Raw genomic sequence first — 18,352 nt, forward strand, 5'->3', positions numbered from 1 at the left:
CGGTACCTACACCGTGGCGTCCACGCCGACGGCGTCGCTCATCAGTACCTGAAGGTGCTGCCAGTACACCCAGTCGGCGATCGCTCGTCGCTGGTCAGCGGGTTCGGCGGAGATGTGGGCGTTGTACAGCGCGATCTCCTGGGCGTGGACGGCGTAGGCGACGAACGCCTTGAGGTGCGGAACGCTACGTTGCGGATTGGTGCTCATCAACGGTCCTGAGTTTGGACATTTTGCTTAGTACCCAGGTGTGAAGCCAAGATCGGTGAGGATCTTGCGCTCGGTGTCGGGAATCGCCGGCGGGAAGGTCTGGGTGGCCCCGTTGATAGTGATGGTCGCTGAACGCAGTGGCCGCAGTTGCTTGATGACCTTGGCGATCGACAGTCCGGTGCGCGATTGGATGGCATGAGAGACGGCCAGGGCGGCGAACACGATGGTCAGGTGCGCCTCGATGGCATCACGCATGCGGTTGAACATGGGCCGGGCATCGAGATCGGTCTTCGACATCCGAAAAGACTTCTCCACGTGCCAGAGGTCGTGGTACTTGGCGATGACCTCCGCAGCCGACATCACGGTGACCGGCACGTTGGTCACATAGCCCTTGAGCCCGACCAACGATTGGGCCCGGGCCAGACTGGCCTCATCGACGGCGCGGTCATCACCGCTGGTTTTGACGAATCGTGCTGTCTTGGACTTCTTCTCACCGGCGACGATCGCCCGGGCCCGGGCTTCTTGAGCCGCGAGGGTCTTCTGATCGCGGCGAGCTCTTTTGGCGGAGTACGACCAGATCGCCCGCCACGCACCGGTATCGCTGTCGGGGTTCCAGATGGGTTCAACACGCAACTTGGTGTCGTTGACGCGGGTGTTGCCGTGGCGCGGCGTCACCGTGTCGATGATCTGGCCGTCGGTGAAAACGTCACCATTCCAATGGAAGTGCGATTCCAGATCTCCGGGCGCCTTCGTCATGCGGGAACCCACGATGAACGACAACTCCTGCTCATCGAGGGCGGCGAGGTTGCTCTGCGACAGCATCCCGGCATCAGCGGCCACCACCATCGGTGCGCCGGCCAGGTTGTGACGGGCCAGGAAGCTGGTGATGATCGGCACGATCGTGGTGGTCTCAGCGGTGTTGCCTTCGAAACAGCCGATCTCCAACGGGAATCCGGTGCGGTCCACCAGCAGGCCGACGACGATCTGAGGATCAACCCGACGTTCCTTGGAGTAGCCGACTTTACGCAGCGCATCCTCGGATTCGGCTTCGAAATACAACGTGGTGACGTCATACAAGATCAGCGACAGCCCGCCGCAGTCAGTGGCGTAGGCGAAGCAGTTCTCGGCGATCACGTCGCGGTGCCCGCGGGCATGGATGTTGCGGACATGACGGTCGATGGTCTTGTAGGACACCAGCTGGGCACCAAGATCAGCGAGCACGCGGGAGGCGTCGAGCTTGCTGGTCGGCTCGACGATCCGGGCGATCACCAGATCCCGGAACACCGCGTCGCCGACGGCATCGAAGCCCAACCAGTCGTAGACGTGGCCGAGCAGGTCATAGAGCAGCCGCGAGGCGGTCCCGACTGTGCGTCCAGGTGGCGCCACGGGAGCCGCAGCCGCAGGCCCGGACCGCTCAGGGATCAGTGCCTGTGCACGAAAGTCAGCGACATCGGCCATCGATTGGGCTCGAGCGGCCACCTCGAAATCCAGCGCTACCTGGCCGCCGACGACCATCGCCTTGGCCTGCTCGAGCAGAATGCCCAGCTCAGCGTCGGTATGCGCGGAACCCAAATGGGCCAGGATCACCACCTTGCCCGCGTCCTTGCGGGCCACCTGCACCGCCACCGCGCCCGAGGCAGTGCGCACCTTCCGCACGTACGCCACCGCACGAACCTACCCCGATTAGTACCCCAAAACACCCACCAGCCAGAGCAACGCTGCAGGTCAAGCGACTACAGAATGTGAGAATCAGCCAAGGTGTCCAAACTCAGGTCGGATTCCCCACGGGAGATCCACAGCACGGCGGTGACGAGCACGATGACCGCGAGCAGGGCGCCGACCATGCGGGGCAGGTGGAGACGTCTCAGCTGAGTCATCTCCACCGACGGTACCTACACCGTGGCGTCCACGCCGACGGCGTCGCTCATCAGTACCTGAAGGTGCTGCCAGTACACCCAGTCGGCGATCGCTCGTCGCTGGTCAGCGGGTTCGGCGGAGATGTGGGCGTTGTACAGCGCGATCTCCTGGGCGTGGACGGCGTAGGCGACGAACGCCTTGAGGTGCGGAACGCTACGTTGCGGATTGGTGCTCATCAACGGTTTGGCCACTTCAAACCACAGCCGCGCAGTGTCGTCGGCGGGAGCCTCGATGTCGGCGGAGGCAGGAGGAAGCAGATCATTGAGCCCGAAATCGCTGACCGCGCCCAATCGTTGGGCGGCGTCGGGGGCGATGACTTCGAGACGGCTGCGTCCCTGCATTTGGCCCGTCTCGGGAATGTCGTCCTGGGTCAGGACGATCTTGGCGACGCCCGGGTCGAAATTCGAGAACTGTTCTTCGGTGGCGACCACCGCCCGTAGCTGATGGTTGTGGTGATGTGCCCAACCCTGAACGGCGAGAATCGGATAGGTGGCCCACCTGGCGCGTTCGGTGGCGGGGATCGATTCGTCGGCGGTGGCCATCCGCACTTGCTCGGGCAGGTTGACACCGTCGGGGATGTAAGCCAGGCCGTAGCTGTTCGCGACGATGATCGTGCCGTCGGTGGTGACACCAGTGACCCAGTAGAAGCCGTAGTCCATGACGCCGACGTTGAGTGCCGCGCCGATATGACGGGCTTGCTGCAGGGGATCGCTGCCGTTGTTCTTGCGGCGTGCGGCGCCGGCCGTTGAGGCGGACAGGATCGCGTCGCGTTCGGCACGGGCTGCCGACACTGGAACGGGTGCGGCGGCGGTGCCGCCAGCGTTGGACGTCGACATGGGCGCGACGCCGGGCCCGAGGGACGCGGTCGAGGCGCCGCCAGGTGTCGCGGTCGGCGGGGGCGGTCCGGGAGGAGGTGGCGTTGTCGGTGGTGCGAGCGGAACCGGCGGCGCGGCGGGGGGACCACCCGTCGCGGGCGGGCCGACGGGTGCAGCCCCGGCCGAGCCTCCGCCGGACACACCGCCTCCGCCGCCGCCCATGCTCGCACCGCTTGATGCAGCGGGCGGTGGTGCTGCAGCGGGTTGGCTGCTGGGCTGCGGAGCCGGAGCGGGGGACGATGCCGGCGCGGACGAGGCGAGCGGTGGCGGGGCCTGGTTGCTCAGCGGCTGCATCGGGTTGGCGCGAGAGGCTTTGGCTGCCTCGGCCGGCGCCGCGGTGGTCGGCTGACCGGCGGCCGCACCAGCGGGGGATGCGGTGCTCGTTGTCGGCGAGCCGGAAGCAGAGGACGAGTTGGCCGCAGACGAGGCGGATGGCGAACTTGAGCTGCCTGCGGATGGGCTGCTCGTGGATGGGCTGGTGCTGCCGAGCGGACTGGAAGGGGACGAAGGACTCGAAGGGGAGCCGGGGCTGCCGAGTCCGCTCGGGGTGCCGGGGGTTGAACTGTTCGCTTCCACGGGCGCGTTCGGCGGCAGTGGGCGCGCAAGCAGGGGATCCTCTGTGACCCTCGCAGGATTTAGCAGGGGCGACGTACCGGTCGGCGCCGTCCGCGCCTGGAAAAACTGCACGTCGCGGCTGGACTTGGACGGTAGATATGAAGGCATCGGCGTCGGCTGCTGGGTGGGCAATGTAGCGAGACGTTCCGGCGGCGGTGGCGGTTGATACTGCTCAAAGGCCGTGACTTGAGTGGTTGCGCCAACAACGAGCGATGTGTTCAGCGCGTTCTGTGAGACGACCCATGCCTTTATGAGGGCATCCTTCTCTCCAGCGTCAAGATCTGGCAGTTCTCGAATGGCTGCAAAATACGCTTGGGCGTCTTCAAGGTTCTGGTTTATCGTCTCTTTGGTCTGGAGGATGACCTGGGCGACTAAGGTGTACCAGGCAATGGACTTCTCTATATGTGAGTACAGGTCGTTCATCTGGTTGATGCGTGTTTCGACTGCCGTACTACCTCTCTCTGCGGCACTTCCTTTCCACATTCCGCCGGCGAAAACCTCTGAATGCTTGCCCTTCCAGGACTCCATAACTCCTATAAGTTCGGAAGCCTTTTGTGAGTAGGTTACTGCCCGTCCACGCAGCAGATCTTCGTCAATGTCGGGCCAACCGGCCGGCTCGGTCATCTCTTCAATAAACTCACCTGGAGATTTCGCAATTCCCATTCTTATGCTCCAACGGCTCGGCACGCTTCGCTTATAGCGCCCGCCAGGGAGCCAGCAACTACCTGAAGGTAGTCATCCGCAGGTGCGTATGTTAGGAGTGCGCTTGAGTATGCCCGCCTGTACTGCGCACTCAGAGTCGCAAAGTCTGCCCAGACCGCATTGTCGCTTTTCCGTCCTACGCGTTGGGTTTCATCTGCGAATGCCTGCATGATTGGAAATACTGCTGCATTAATCGCGCGCTCTGCAGGTTGCAATTCTGTAGCCGGAATGTTCGGATCAATCGTACGCCACTCGGCGGTCTGATCCGTGAAAACTCTCGCGCCATCGAGCCATTGCGAACACATGGGATTTGTCATTGAAAGAAAAATGCCGGGGGCATCGGTATCCGGCGCGTTAACGCCACCAGGTGGCGGTGCTGCTCTCGCTACGAGGGGTGAACGTGCGCCCGCTGAACCGTAGGTGATGGCATTGCAAATGGCATCGAGAGATTCCGAAATTGCTATCGACACGCGTACGAAGTGATCGGCAGCGGGCGTGTAAGTGGCAATACGGTCGGCGTATTCGCGGCTATACGCTATGAACTGCTCGTAAAGCTCCCGCATAACTCTATGAGGTGTCTGTTGCGCCAGCTTCGCTGTGCGGCTTGCAGTGTCGTGGAGCGCGGCACCAACAGCGTCGTATTGATTCCGGACTTCGGCAGTCCATTGCGTCGCTGGTACCGCTGGATCGCGGACGTGCCAGCCATTCTGCTGGGCTTGCGCGAACGCCGCCGATATGGGCCTCCAAGGCTCACACGTAGGATCCTCAAGAATGATCCCGGCCGGGCTCCTGTCACCGGCACTGGCAATCTTCGGAGTATTGGCTGTCGGGTTTGGCGGGGCAGATGCGCTCGGCGGGTGAGGAGCACCCGAGTCCTTATTGAGGATGAGGACTACTGACACCACAGTGAGCACGACGATCACAAGCGCAGCCAGTCCGCCCAGCACCCACTTGCCGGTATTGCCCGATGCTCGAGCACCAGTCAGCTGCTGGCCCTGAGGCTGCGTCCCCCAAGGCCCGGCTGGCGGATCGCCCGGCATGGGATGGGACGGCGGCGGGGGCGGTGGCCATTGTCCGGGCGGCGGTGTGCTCACGTGGCCGCCCCCCGTTCGTGCCCGATCATCTCCAACCCCTTCCGGGTCGAAGAAGACCCGCCGTGGAATCATCAGCCGTCGTCCTAATCAGAGTACGAGACACACGGTCAGCTACTGGACGCTGATTCTGGCTCGGGGCACAGTGCGCCGGGAACGCGCTCCGAGGCGAACTCCATGACCCGCTGACGCACCGGACGGCGCCGAGCCCGCGAATCGGATCCTCCTTGAAGGACCTATGCCGGTGATGTTTCAGGAAGGCTCTCGCAGCATTACCCGGCCCAACCTCCGGTGAGCATGACTCGCAATCGGCGGGTTTCACGAGGCCAGTGCTGTGCATCCACAGTCGAACAAACATCAATTGCTTACCCCTCCCAGAGTGCCTGCGACCCAGAAGGGCACGATCGTGAGCGGAATCGTCGCCAGTGACAACACGAGTCCCGTGCAGAACTGCGCCGTCACCTTCAGGGCCAGCGTGAGCGGAAGCCCCACGACCAGTAGACCGACAAAACCTGCGGCAAGCCCGAACACCCCAAACAGGAGCAACACCAGGCACAGGGTCCCTAAGATGACCCCGACTAAGCCTGAATCCACCGATGAATTGCCTGGTAGGCGAGTGTTGATATGAGGAAAGTGCCCTCTGAGCTGCGATGATGAGTGTTCCTTACGCACTTATCGGCACAACTTCAGAAAGGCACTTCCGGTGAAAGTGTCCCATAGGTTCACTGCCTCGGCGGCCGTCTTCGACGACGAGCATCTCGTGTCCTGCGCCGGATTGGTCCCGGTCATGGCATTGGCCGCCCAGACGGCCTTGCCGCAGCTATTAACCGACAAGGTGCTCATCGTCGAACCGAGGATCAAATCCGGGTCGGCCAACCCTGCACCGAAACTAAGCACCGTGATTGCCGGGATGTGCGCCGGCGCCGACAGCATCGACGACCTCGACGTCGTGCGATCAGGCGGCATGAGAACCCTGTTCAATGGGGTGTACGCGCCCTCGACTATCGGAACCCTGCTGCGGGAGTTCACCTTCGGACACGCCCGGCAACTGGAGTCCGTGCTGCGCGAGCACCTGGCCGGGCTCTGCACACGGGCCGATCTGCTTCCCGGCGCCGACGACCGAGCGTTCATCGACATCGACTCACTGCTACGTCCGGTCTACGGACACGCCAAACAGGGCGCCTCCTACGGACACACCAAAATCGCGGGCAAACAGATCCTGCGCAAAGGCCTGTCACCGTTGATCACCACAATCAGCACCCCCACCGGCGCGCCGGTGATCGCCGGCGCCCGGCTGCGAGCCGGCAAAACCAACTCCGGCAAGGGCGCAGCCCGGATGGTCGCCCAAGCCATCGCCACCGCCCGCGCCGCCGGGGTCACCGGCCCGATCCTGGTACGCGGCGACTCGGCCTACGGCAACAGCACCGTGACCGCCGCCTGCCGCCGCGCCGGTGCTCAGTTCTCGTTGGTGCTGACCAAAACTCGCGCTGTCACGGCGGCCATCGCATCCATCGACGAGCACGCCTGGATTCCCGTGCAATATCCCGGCGCGATTCGTGATCCCGACACCGGAGCATGGATCTCCGATGCCGAAGTCGCCGAGATCACCCACACCGCCTTTACCTCCACCGACAGCCCGATCACCGCACGGTTGATCGTGCGACGGGTCAAAGACGCCCGCTTCCCCGATGCGCTGTTTCCGGTGTGGCGGTATCACCCGTTCTTCACCGACACCGACGAACCCACCGCCGCGGCCGACATCACCCACCGCCGCCACGCGATCATCGAGACCGTGTTCGCCGATCTGATCGACGGACCCCTGGCGCACATGCCCTCGGGACGATTCGGCGCGAACTCGGCGTGGATCCTGTGCGCTGCGATCGCCCACAACCTGCTGCGTGCCGCTGGCGTGCTCGCCGGCGGCGCCCACGCAGTGGCCCGGGGAGCCACCCTGCGCCGCAAGATCATCACCATTCCCGCCAGACTGGTCCGACCCCAACGCCGCCCCGTTCTGCATCTACCCAGCCACTGGCCCTGGGCACAGCACTGGCTCACCCTGTGGCGCAACACCATCGGCTACAGCCCACCACAACCGGCAACACCCTGACCACCCGGCCGAACAGGCCCCTACCGGAGCGCACAGGAAAAGCTGGGCAGACCAGCGGATCCCACCTGCCCGCACCAAACCCAGCCACCGAAATTACCCCCGGCCACCATCAGGAAGGCCGATCCACGGATTGAGGCTAAGCCTGAATCCACCGATGAATTGCCTGGTAGGCGAGTGTTGATATGAGGAAAGTGCCCTCTGAGCTGCGATGATGAGTGTTCCTTACGCACTTATCGGCACAACTTCAGAAAGGCACTTCCGGTGAAAGTGTCCCATAGGTTCACTGCCTCGGCAGCCGTCTTCGACGACGAGCATCTCGTGTCCTGCGCCGGATTGGTCCCGGTCATGGCATTGGCCGCCCAGACGGCCTTGCCGCAGCTATTAACCGACAAGGTGCTCATCGTCGAACCGAGGATCAAATCCGGGTCGGCCAACCCTGCACCGAAACTAAGCACCGTGATTGCCGGGATGTGCGCCGGCGCCGACAGCATCGACGACCTCGACGTCGTGCGATCAGGCGGCATGAGAACCCTGTTCAATGGGGTGTACGCGCCCTCGACTATCGGAACCCTGCTGCGGGAGTTCACCTTCGGACACGCCCGGCAACTGGAGTCCGTGCTGCGCGAGCACCTGGCCGGGCTCTGCACACGGGCCGATCTGCTTCCCGGCGCCGACGACCGAGCGTTCATCGACATCGACTCACTGCTACGTCCGGTCTACGGACACGCCAAACAGGGCGCCTCCTACGGACACACCAAAATCGCGGGCAAACAGATCCTGCGCAAAGGCCTGTCACCGTTGATCACCACAATCAGCACCCCCACCGGCGCGCCGGTGATCGCCGGCGCCCGGCTGCGAGCCGGCAAAACCAACTCCGGCAAGGGCGCAGCCCGGATGGTCGCCCAAGCCATCGCCACCGCCCGCGCCGCCGGGGTCACCGGCCCGATCCTGGTACGCGGCGACTCGGCCTACGGCAACAGCACCGTGACCGCCGCCTGCCGCCGCGCCGGTGCTCAGTTCTCGTTGGTGCTGACCAAAACTCGCGCTGTCACGGCGGCCATCGCATCCATCGACGAGCACGCCTGGATTCCCGTGCAATATCCCGGCGCGATTCGTGATCCCGACACCGGAGCATGGATCTCCGATGCCGAAGTCGCCGAGATCACCCACACCGCCTTTACCTCCACCGACAGCCCGATCACCGCACGGTTGATCGTGCGACGGGTCAAAGACGCCCGCTTCCCCGATGCGCTGTTTCCGGTGTGGCGGTATCACCCGTTCTTCACCGACACCGACGAACCCACCGCCGCGGCCGACATCACCCACCGCCGCCACGCGATCATCGAGACCGTGTTCGCCGATCTGATCGACGGACCCCTGGCGCACATGCCCTCGGGACGATTCGGCGCGAACTCGGCGTGGATCCTGTGCGCTGCGATCGCCCACAACCTGCTGCGTGCCGCTGGCGTGCTCGCCGGCGGCGCCCACGCAGTGGCCCGGGGAGCCACCCTGCGCCGCAAGATCATCACCATTCCCGCCAGACTGGTCCGACCCCAACGCCGCCCCGTTCTGCATCTACCCAGCCACTGGCCCTGGGCACAGCACTGGCTCACCCTGTGGCGCAACACCATCGGCTACAGCCCACCACAACCGGCAACACCCTGACCACCCGGCCGAACAGGCCCCTACCGGAGCGCACAGGAAAAGCTGGGCAGACCAGCGGATCCCACCTGCCCGCACCAAACCCAGCCACCGAAATTACCCCCGGCCACCATCAGGAAGGCCGATCCACGGATTGAGGCTAAGCTTGCGGGGCCGAAGAATTGGCTCAGTCCAGGACTGCCTTTCATAGCATCATCACCGCAGCGGCAAAGACGAAGAAGCCGGCGACAGCTACCGCGACCGATGTCCCGCGCATCCAGGGCGACACCGTAAGCCGCAGAACAACGAAGCAAATCCCCAGAGCGGCGAGGGTGGTGCCGACCGCGATTGCCTGGGCACCCGAGTCCGAAAATTCAAAGTGGCCCAGCACCATCACAACGACCAGCGTGCGCAGCAATGCTGCTGCCAAAAGGAGCGGAACGCCGAGGGTGGCTGCCACCCAGAAGTAGGTCTGTGTGTGTTGCGGCACCGGAGCGCCGAAGTGTGCAGTCATCGATCGCCCCTAACGCACCACGACGACGTTCGGGACCTGGTCGGTCGGTCCCAGGTCTGTCGGCATGTTCGGATCGACCCATTCGCGAACGCCCGGGACGATGTCGATGAAATCTCGGAACGCTCCTGGCACCGGTGAAGCGTATGGCGCGAAAGCTGCTGAGCCCTCGCCGATTCGATGGAAGAACGGCAGCTCCGTCAGCGGCCCGAAAGCGTTGCCGCTGTCCGCGGCGTCCTGCGCGAGAGTGTGAGACGAGCCGTCGGGCATGCTCTGGTAAATCTCCAGCGACGGGTAGTCCCCGATGATGCCGTCGACGGCGGCAGGCCGGCCGCCAGCTCCCGGGGTGATGACGACATCCCCACGCACCACGTGCCCAGACACCTCCGCTCGCGGCGGGGCAAACGCGTTCTTGGCCTCGTACTGGATCCTGACAGCGCCTCCCGGGGTCTGCTGAACCTTCACCTCAGGTAGCAACACCGCCACGTCGCCGTCAACGTCCACGGACGGGTTCTGCCGCGCGATGACCAACCCGTTCTCGTAATCGACATACAGACTCACACGCGTGTCCCCCGGCGCGAAATCTGGATCGAACCCGCGGTTGTCACCCAGATCGTTACGGGGGATGTTGAATACCTGATCGCGGGGTATGAAAAGGCCGGCCTTGATAAACCCTTGGCCGGGAACAGGTTCAATCCTTCCCACCACAATGCTCGGCGGCTTTCCGCTGTACCTGGTCGCGTAGCTGTGCGGGTCGAGGGCGGCCGCGGTCTGCCAATCGACCGCCGACGTCGGCTTCCGCCCGAAAATCTCCATGAATGCGGCGCTCTCATTGTCGCGCCGAATGACGTCGAGAACAGTGGGCGTTTGCCAGGTCCCGGGGAAGTCTTCCACCCGCATGTGCATGCCGGTGCGTTCGCCGCAGAGCGCCGCGGCGGTGGCCGTGTCGGCAGCCGTGAACGTCGCCAGCAGATTCCTCAGGACCGCCGAGTAGGCGGTGGCCACGTCCAGCGACATAAACCGGCCGATACCCAAAGATGTGACACGCCCGTCATCACTGAGCACACCGCCGAACTTGGCAACCTGGACAACCGCGGTCAGGACTTGTTCGCGAAGTTCGGAGAGCACACTGCCGCCGCGCGACATGACCTGCTGCGTCGTGTCCAAGCGGTCCCGCAGGGCTTGATGGGCAGCCACAATCGACCGGCCGCGATCAAGCGCCGCCAACCCGGCGTCGCCAGACCAACTTTCACTCAAGGCCTGCAACAGTCCGTGCTGGCCTTGAATCATGGCGTCGACGTCGGCTATCGACTGCCGCATCGCTTGAGCCGCACCGGTCAACCGGTCCGGCTCCGAAGACCGCACAACAGAGATGGTCACGGACACGGCTATTCCATTTCCGGAATCTCCGCCGTGATCTCGGCGACCACTGCGTCGATCCGCTCACGGTCGGCGTCGATCGACGCCGATGCTTGTTCACTCGCCCTGTGCAGAGCCTCGTTCACCCGATGCTCGACTTCTTCGGCGCCCAGACGCAGCAGGCCGTCTTGGATGTAGACGTCCTTGAGCCACTGATGCCCGTTGAGCGTCACCTCGACGGTGTCGTGTTCGTCAGTCGCGGTGAACGATGAGGTCGCCATCTTGTCGAGCTGCTCGTCCATCAACGATTGCAGTCGCCGTGCTTGCCGTAGCACCGCAGCCACTTCCGGGTGCATGTCGTCGGTCACTGCGTGTCCCCCTTCTTGTCCTCGCCGGCGCCGCGTCGCCGCGGCCGAACACCGATGACCTGCTCGGTGTGGGGCCGGTCCTCGACATAGAGCGGCTCGTCGGGCGACAGCTGCGGATTGCGTTTCTTCTCACCGCTTCCGCTGCCGTGTGCACCGCCCATCATCGGAGCCATGCCGCCGCCACCCATTGCTCCGGCAGCCGCACCGCCGGAGCCGCCGGTCGCCCCCGGGCCTGCAGCCGCCGGCAAGACCGGCGTCGGTGCCACCGTCTCCGCGCCGACCGCGGGTTGCATCGGCATGGCGGGGATTCCGCCACCACCGCCGCCTGCGCCTCCGCCCCCTGAGCCACCGCCTCCGGCCGCCGCGGGCCGCAAACTCGGATCGATCGGCAATTTCGGTTCGCCCTTCCCGACACCCGGCGACCCGCCTCCCGGAGAGCCGCCCGGCGACCCGCCGCCCGGAGAGCCACCCGGCGACCCGCCACCCGGTGACCCGCCGGGCGATCCACCTTGCGAACCCCCTTGCGGCGAGCCCTGTCCGGCCTGCGGTGCTGCCTGCTCGGCTGCCGACATCGGTGACACCGGCGCCCCCTGCGGCGTCTGCGGTTGACCTCCCGGCTGCTGCCCACCGGCGCCCGACGACGACTGTCCGCCACCGCCACCGGTGCCGCGCCGCTCCTCGGGCTCGGTCTGCGCCGGGACACCCCGTTGCCGGGGATCGCCGTTGCGCGTCACCGGTGCCGTGGGTGCCACCGCGTCGGGACGCGGTTGCGGCGGCTGCACCGGCGTGGGTTGGCCGGCCCTGGCGTAGGTTTCGCGGATCGCCTCGGACTCCTGGTACAGCTGCTCCATCTGCAGCTGAACAGCGCGTCGGGCGCCTCCATCCATCGGTGTGGTCATCAGCTGGGTCTGCAACGCCTCGTACTGAGCCCTGATCGGCGCATTGGCAGCCTTGGCCTGGTCGTGGGCGAGCGCCAGCTTCTCGGCCTCGGCCGCCAGCTGAGTCCACTTGCCCGCCAGGGCTTGCAGCCAGCCTCCGAACGACTTGAACTTCACATACGCAGCTTCGGCGGCGACACCTTCCCAGTTCTGGATCCTGATCTCGAACGGGAGTGAGGCTTCGGCCAGCCGGGCGGCGTTGGCGCTCCACTGGCCGGCTGCGGCCCGCAGCGCGGCGGCCTGGTCGCCCTCCAGCAGCTTGTTGTCGGTCTCGATGGGGTCCAGGATGTCGCCATCGGTGGCGACGTTGTCGAAGCCGGCCATCGGCGGGGGTGGCGGTGGCGCGGGTGTTGCGTTGGCTCCGATCGGCACCGGCGCACCCGGCGGTGACGACGTGCCGCCCGGAATCGTGCTGTCGATGTTGCCCGCTGACGCGGCGTCGACGGCCCGGTATGCCTGGCCCACCAATCGCAACGTCTCAGCGAGTCTTCGGCTTTCGGTCTTGCCCCACTGCTGCTCGGCGTTGAGCGCCTCGGCGTTTTTGATCAGGTTCCGTACCGATGCCGTTGTCGGGGTGAGTTTGTCCGGTTCGACGACCGTGACCGCTGTGGGATCCTCACCCCACGGGATTCCGTCGATCATGGTGGCCTTGCTGTCGAGATCGTCGGGATCGACCTTCAGTTCGTCGGCCATTACGCGTCCTCCCGATGCCGCGAATGCCCGGTCATGGCTCCAGAACCATCTGGTAGCGGCTCTCCTCGCGCGGATTGATCAGCCGGATCGGCAGCTGCTTGTGGCGTGGAGTGGCGATGAAGTTGTCCCGCAGCATGACTCGGCCGACTCCGGGATGCGGCCGAAGATACGTCGTCGCGGTCGGCCACACGACTTTCGCGACCTGCCCGATCCTGGCGTCGACGATCGCGGCGAACTCTTGGAACTGCGGCTGCAGGGTGACGACCGCGCCGGCCGCCGCCGACCTCACCACGAACTGGGTGAACAACCGGGCGTTACCCAGGTTCACGCTGACGTCCACGTCGTCGAAAGGCATGTACACCGGATAACGGTCCGCTGTCTCTCCCACGAGCACCCCGGCGGACCCGATCGGCAACTCGTAATGCCGGTCGGTCACCGGGTTCTCACCCAGTAGCGCTGCCCGCTGGCCGCCGTACAGACACGAAAAGCCGCGCGGGGTGGTCGGATTCGCCAGCGTCGTCAACAACACGGTCGTGGTCGGCGCCGAACCCGGCGCGATCCGCACTCGGGTCAGGGTGTGATCGGCCCGCGCCGACCACCACACGTCCGGGCCGCCCGGGGCGTGATAGGCGGCGGTGAAGGTGCTGCGGCCCTTCACCATCGACCACGTCTCGCGTTCGTAGCTGATCTCGGTGGCGCGGTCGAAGTCGTCGAAACTGCGCGCGGGCCGGGCGTCGACACCCGTGCCGGCCAGATGGTCGGCGATCCGGGTGGTGGACGACACCAGATACTGCGCCAGGCCGGCCACCCCGTCGTTTCGCCGCAACGCCGATTTGCGCGTCTTGTCCGGATCGGCGCGCAGCACGATCCAGGTGCGGCGGCTCGCCGGAGCGGGGTAGGGGCCGACGACCTGCTCGTAGAGCGCGACCAGCGCGGCCGGGGCGGTCTTGCCGACGCGGTATCCCGCGGAAACGATGTCGGCCTCCAGGTCCGGGCAGTATGCGCCGAGCAGCTCTTCGACCAGCTTGGTGTCGACGACGTCGTCGGTGGCGGCCGCACCGTTGACGATCACCGTCGGGGTGAACGGCCGGGGGATCAGCTCGATCACCGACACCATGTAGTCGCCCTGCCAGCGCAGCGCGACGTGGTCGCCGGGGATCACGGTCGCGCCCACGGCGGGCTCGGAGGGTTGCGGCGGCGCCTGCTTGTGCCGTCGCCGCCACGCGAACAGCGCAGCCACCCAGCCGCCGGGGCGGCGGCCGCGGATCGTCACCACCGCGGCCAGACCGATCAGCACCGACAGCGTGATGCCGAGCCACATCAGGTCCAGCTGGGCGAAAATCAGCAGGCACGCCGGGATCAGCACCGCCGCCCACAGCGCATGTCCAGCGCTGAACCGCAGGCCGAACAGGGACAGGATCTTGTTCATCGGCGCCTCAACGCGCGCCGCGCCAACGCTCCGATACCGACCAGCGCCGCCACCCCGACGCCGACCACCACAACCCCGGTGATCGGGCTGCGATCCGGCGGCGGCACGTACACCGGCGGCGGAATCTCCTTGATGTTGTAGGGGACCTCGGCCGGTCCGGGCGGCACCTCCCAGGTCAGTGCAGCCACCGGATCGATCACCCCGGCGCCGACGACGTTGTTGACCCCGCCACCCGGATGTCGGGCGGTGGCGGTGATCCGGTTGATGACCTGGGCGGGCGTCAACTCCGGAAAGCGCTGCCTGATCAGCGCCGCCAACCCGGACACGTAGGCGGCCGAGAAGGAGGTGCCGCTGATCGGGATGGGTCCGTCCTCGCCCTGTAACGCGTTGACGGGGTTGCCGTCGTACCCGAGTGCGATGAGGTTCTCGCCGGGCGCCGCGGCCCCCACCCAAGGTCCCTGCATCGAGAACCCGCTGGGCTGACCGTTCGGGGCGATGCTGCCGACGGTGAGCACCAGCGGCGAGTACCAGGCCGGCGACACGATGGTCTGCACTTCCCGCCAGCCGCGCGGATCGGCCGGTACCGCGGCGTCGGGGGGCGGGTTCTGGGTGCAGTCGTTGCCGGTGTTGCCCGCGGCGACCACGATCACCGACCCCTTGACGTTGACGGCGTAGTTGATCGCCGCCCCGACGATGGCTTCGTTGATGGGGCGGGTGATCTTGTAGCAGGCGGCCTCGCTGATGTTGATGACGTGGGCGCCCATGTTGGCCGCATGCACGATCGCCCGCGCCAGGCTGCGCAGTGAGCCGGCGGTCTGGGTCGCGTTGGGATCGTTGGGGTCGTTGCGGGCGCCCACCGGGGAGAAACTGTCCGAGGTCTGCCGCAGCGACAGGATGCGCGCGTCAGGGGCGACGCCGATGAACGCGTCGGTCGGTGCCGGCCGGCCGGCGATCACCGCCGCCGTCAGCGTGCCGTGCGCGTCGCAGTCCGACATGCCGTTGCCGCTCTGATCGACGAAGTCACCACCGGGTTCGGCCGGCACCCGCGGCGAACCGTTCACGCCCGTGTCGATGACGGCCACAGTTATCCCCGCCCCGGTTGCGAACTTCTGCGCCTCGGGCAGCCGCAGGTAATCGTTGGCCCAGGGCCGGTCGGCGAAATTCGAATTGGGGAACACGGTCGGCGCCGCACAGATGCGGCGCTGCTCCATCGGCTGGTCAGGGCCGGTTTCGTCGGGAGGAATCGCCGCCGGATCGATGATCGGCGGCTCGATCGCACCTGCGGGCGGGGCTGTCAGCAGTACCAGCGACAGCGCGGCGATCAGCGCACCAATACGCCGCACGCGATGTCACCCCCCGCCTCACCTGACCGGCACACGCTGTGCCGGCGATCTGGCAGCAAACTCGCCGCCCATCGTCGCGCAACCCGAGAAACTGGCCTCGGGCTACGTGTTGAATGCACATCGGCAATGCTAAGGGCGCCGGGACGGGGGTCATTCCGCTTTCTTGGCGCCGAGATCGCGTCTGTTGAGGTCGTTGGACCGCTTCAGCCGCGTGGAATGCGATTTCGGCGGGATTGGGCGCTACGCGTCGAGGTCTTGCTGGACCAGCTCGGCGACCTTGTTCAGCGCGGCCTCGTCGTCGGACGACACAGTGACCTCGGCGCCGTTGCTGGCGCCGAGCGTCATGATCATCAGCGCCGAGCCGGCGTCCACAGGCTCACCGCCGTCCATCGACAGCGTGACGGGCACCCCGGCCTCGACCACGGCCTCGGCGATGATCGCGGCGGGCCGGGCGTGCAGGCCGATGGCCGATCCGACGATGACGGTCTTGGTGGGCATGGATTCTCCTTTATGGGTGTGGGGTGGAAACCGGTCAGGCGGTGACGAGTTCGGGTTCGGCCTTGTCACCGGCCTTGATGAACTGCTTGGCCGCGATCACGGCCAGCGCGGCGGCGACGGTGCCCGCCACCAGCGCGATGAGGAACCCGAGCTTGTTGTCGATGGCGAACAGCACGAAGATGCCGCCGTGCGGGGCCCGCGAGGTGGCACCGAACGCCATGCACAGCGCGCCGGTGATGGCGCCGCCGAACATCATCGACGGGATCACCCGCAGCGGGTCGGCCGCGGCGAACGGGATGGCGCCCTCGGAGATGAACGACGCACCGAGAAGCCAAGCGGCCCGGCCGTTCTCCCGCTCCGGCTCACTGAACAGCTGTGGCCGGATCGTGGTGGCCAGCGCCATCGCCAGCGGCGGCACCATGCCGGCGGCCATCACCGCGGCCATGATCTCGAACGACGCGGTGGTCTGGGCGGCCAGCCCGGCGGTAGCGAACGCATACGCGGCCTTGTTCACCGGACCGCCCAGGTCGAAACACATCATCAGGCCCAGGATGATGCCCAGGAACACCGCCGACGTGCCGGACAGCCCGGACAGCCAATTGGTCAAGCCGGTGTTGATCAGCGCCAGCGGGCGGCCCACCAGGAAGAACATGATCAGCCCGACGAACAGCGACGCACCCAGCGGCACGATCACGACCGGCATCAGGCCCCGGAACCATTGCGGCACCTTGCGATTGCTGATCCACAGTGCCGCGAAGCCGGCCAGCACACCACCGACGATGCCGCCGATGAAGCCGCCGCCGATGAACACCGCCAGCGCGCCGGCGGTGAAGCCGGGGGCGATACCGGGCCGGTCGGCGATCGCGAACGCGATGTAGCCGGCCAGCGCCGGCACCAGGAAGCTGAACGCCAGCCCGCCCAAGGTGAACAGGATCGCGCCCAGGTACTCCAGGAACCCGCCCGGCGGCAGGTTGGTCAGCGAATTGTTCAGCGCGATGTCGTTGCCGGTGTCGGCGATCTCGTACCCGGCGAACAGGAAGCCCAGCGCGATCAGCAGACCGCCGGCGGCGACGAACGGGATCATGTAGCTCACGCCGGTCAGCAGGATCTGCCGGGTGCGGGTGCCCCAGCCGACGTTTCCGGACGGCGCCGCCGCCGTCGCCGCGCCGGACCCCTCAACCCGCGCGGCATTCGGATTGTCGGCTGCGGCAACCGCTTCGGCGATCATCTTGGCCGGCTCGTTGATCGCGCGCTTCACCCCGGAGGCCACCACCGGCTTGCCGGCGAAGCGGCCCCGGTCCTTGACCCCGACGTCGGTGGCGAAGATGACCGCGTCCGCCTTGGCGATGGTGTCCGATGGAAGCGGAGTGCTGCCCGACGAGCCCTGGGTCTCGACCACCAGGTTCACCCCGGCCTCCTTGGCCGCGGCGGCCAGCGCGTCGGCGGCCATGTAGGTGTGCGCGATGCCGGTCGGGCACGCGGTGATCGCGACGACGGTCTTGGCGGCCGGCGTCTCGACCGGAGTCGCTGGGGCGGCGGGCGTCGGAGAAGCCGGAGAAGATGCCGCTGCGGGCGTCGCAGCCGGGGCGGGCGCCGGGTTGACCACCCCGTCGACGAGCCCGACCACCTCGTCGGCCGAGGTCGCCTCTCGCAGCGAGGCCACGAAGTCCTTGCGCACCAATGCCCGTGCCAGACTCGACAGCAGCTTCATGTGCTCCTGCCCGCCTGACTCCGGTGCGGCGATCAGGAACACCAGGTCGGCGGGTCCGTCCGGCGCGCCGAAGTCCACGCCGGGCTGCAGCCGGGCGAACCCGATGGTCGGGGTGTCGACGTACGGCGACCGGCAGTGCGGGATCGCGATGCCGCCGGGCAGGCCGGTGGCCGACTGGCCCTCGCGCGTCATCGCCGCGCCGACCAGTCCGTCGGCGTCGTCGGTGCGCCCGGCGGACGCGAGCGCGGCGACCAGTCGGGCGATGACAGCCTGCTTGTCCCCGTCGACCGAGACGTCGAGCAGCACAAGGTCACGCGTGATGATCGGGGTGGTGGAGGTGGTCATGG

Annotated in this window: 17 protein-coding genes; 4 read left to right on the forward strand and 13 right to left on the reverse strand. The window is 66.3% G+C overall.

The genetic code is table 11. From position 1 onward, the window contains the following. Positions 1-6: 6 nt before the first annotated feature. From KXD97_RS08100 to KXD97_RS08115, 4 genes are all read right to left on the reverse strand, one after another. Positions 7-207 carry a hypothetical protein gene (locus tag KXD97_RS08100; RefSeq protein ID WP_260756221.1) on the reverse strand — a complete coding sequence of 67 codons (201 nt, stop codon included), beginning with the start codon at positions 205-207 and terminating at the stop codon, positions 7-9. Between the two features lie 27 nt (positions 208-234). Next, complete coding sequence (locus tag KXD97_RS08105; RefSeq protein ID WP_260756222.1) at positions 235-1,872, reverse strand: IS1634 family transposase; 1,638 nt, start codon at positions 1,870-1,872, stop codon at positions 235-237. 68 nt (positions 1,873-1,940) lie between these two features. After that, positions 1,941-2,084 carry a hypothetical protein gene (locus KXD97_RS08110; RefSeq protein WP_260756223.1) on the reverse strand — a complete coding sequence of 48 codons (144 nt, stop codon included), beginning with the start codon at positions 2,082-2,084 and terminating at the stop codon, positions 1,941-1,943. Positions 2,085-2,099: 15 nt separating this feature from the next. Continuing rightward, positions 2,100-2,960 (reverse strand): secretion protein EccK, encoded by an 861-nt coding sequence (locus tag KXD97_RS08115; protein WP_260756224.1) that lies wholly within the window; start codon positions 2,958-2,960, stop codon positions 2,100-2,102. Between KXD97_RS08115 and KXD97_RS08120 the strand changes: the two genes are divergently transcribed. Further along, complete coding sequence (locus KXD97_RS08120; protein WP_260756225.1) at positions 2,959-3,348, forward strand: hypothetical protein; 390 nt, start codon at positions 2,959-2,961, stop codon at positions 3,346-3,348. The genes KXD97_RS08115 and KXD97_RS08120 overlap by 2 nt on opposite strands. Positions 3,349-3,375: 27 nt before the next feature. Next, positions 3,376-3,780 carry a hypothetical protein gene (locus KXD97_RS08125; protein WP_260756226.1) on the forward strand — a complete coding sequence of 135 codons (405 nt, stop codon included), beginning with the start codon at positions 3,376-3,378 and terminating at the stop codon, positions 3,778-3,780. A gap of 1,984 nt (positions 3,781-5,764) precedes the next feature. Here the strand turns inward: KXD97_RS08125 and KXD97_RS08130 are convergent. Then, positions 5,765-5,956 carry a hypothetical protein gene (locus KXD97_RS08130; RefSeq protein WP_260756227.1) on the reverse strand — a complete coding sequence of 64 codons (192 nt, stop codon included), beginning with the start codon at positions 5,954-5,956 and terminating at the stop codon, positions 5,765-5,767. A gap of 154 nt (positions 5,957-6,110) precedes the next feature. Between KXD97_RS08130 and KXD97_RS08135 the strand changes: the two genes are divergently transcribed. Together KXD97_RS08135 and KXD97_RS08140 are read left to right on the forward strand one after the other, a co-directional pair. Beyond that, positions 6,111-7,514, forward strand: coding sequence for an IS1380 family transposase (locus tag KXD97_RS08135; RefSeq protein ID WP_260752495.1), 1,404 nt, complete (start codon positions 6,111-6,113; stop codon positions 7,512-7,514). A 261-nt stretch (positions 7,515-7,775) separates the two neighbouring features. Further along, complete coding sequence (locus tag KXD97_RS08140) at positions 7,776-9,179, forward strand: IS1380 family transposase (protein WP_260752495.1); 1,404 nt, start codon at positions 7,776-7,778, stop codon at positions 9,177-9,179. Positions 9,180-9,360: 181 nt separating this feature from the next. Here KXD97_RS08140 and KXD97_RS08145 read toward each other — a convergent pair whose 3' ends face one another. The 8 genes from KXD97_RS08145 to KXD97_RS08180 form a co-directional block, all read right to left on the reverse strand. Further along, positions 9,361-9,669 carry a hypothetical protein gene (locus KXD97_RS08145; protein ID WP_260756228.1) on the reverse strand — a complete coding sequence of 103 codons (309 nt, stop codon included), beginning with the start codon at positions 9,667-9,669 and terminating at the stop codon, positions 9,361-9,363. Between the two features lie 9 nt (positions 9,670-9,678). Next, positions 9,679-11,052, reverse strand: a complete 1,374-nt coding sequence (locus tag KXD97_RS08150) for a WXG100 family type VII secretion target (RefSeq protein WP_260756229.1) — start codon at positions 11,050-11,052, stop codon at positions 9,679-9,681. A gap of 2 nt (positions 11,053-11,054) precedes the next feature. Further along, positions 11,055-11,393, reverse strand: a complete 339-nt coding sequence (locus tag KXD97_RS08155; RefSeq protein ID WP_313901362.1) for a YbaB/EbfC family nucleoid-associated protein — start codon at positions 11,391-11,393, stop codon at positions 11,055-11,057. Continuing rightward, positions 11,390-13,024 carry a PPE domain-containing protein gene (locus tag KXD97_RS08160; RefSeq protein ID WP_260756230.1) on the reverse strand — a complete coding sequence of 545 codons (1,635 nt, stop codon included), beginning with the start codon at positions 13,022-13,024 and terminating at the stop codon, positions 11,390-11,392. The genes KXD97_RS08155 and KXD97_RS08160 overlap by 4 nt, the downstream gene beginning before the upstream one ends. A 31-nt stretch (positions 13,025-13,055) precedes the next feature. After that, positions 13,056-14,453: a type VII secretion protein EccE gene (eccE, locus tag KXD97_RS08165; protein ID WP_313901363.1), complete on the reverse strand. Its 1,398-nt coding sequence runs from the start codon at positions 14,451-14,453 to the stop codon at positions 13,056-13,058. Further along, on the reverse strand, positions 14,450-15,796 hold the full coding sequence (gene mycP, locus KXD97_RS08170) for a type VII secretion-associated serine protease mycosin (protein WP_260756231.1): 1,347 nt from the start codon (positions 15,794-15,796) through the stop codon (positions 14,450-14,452). Before mycP ends, eccE begins: the two co-directional genes overlap by 4 nt. 240 nt (positions 15,797-16,036) lie before the next feature. After that, positions 16,037-16,294: an HPr family phosphocarrier protein gene (locus KXD97_RS08175; RefSeq protein WP_260756232.1), complete on the reverse strand. Its 258-nt coding sequence runs from the start codon at positions 16,292-16,294 to the stop codon at positions 16,037-16,039. A 34-nt stretch (positions 16,295-16,328) separates the two neighbouring features. Next, complete coding sequence (locus KXD97_RS08180) at positions 16,329-18,350, reverse strand: fructose-specific PTS transporter subunit EIIC (protein WP_260756233.1); 2,022 nt, start codon at positions 18,348-18,350, stop codon at positions 16,329-16,331. Positions 18,351-18,352 lie beyond the last annotated feature (2 nt).

Source organism: Mycobacterium sp. SMC-8, assembly GCF_025263565.1.
Lineage (GTDB): Bacteria > Actinomycetota > Actinomycetes > Mycobacteriales > Mycobacteriaceae > Mycobacterium.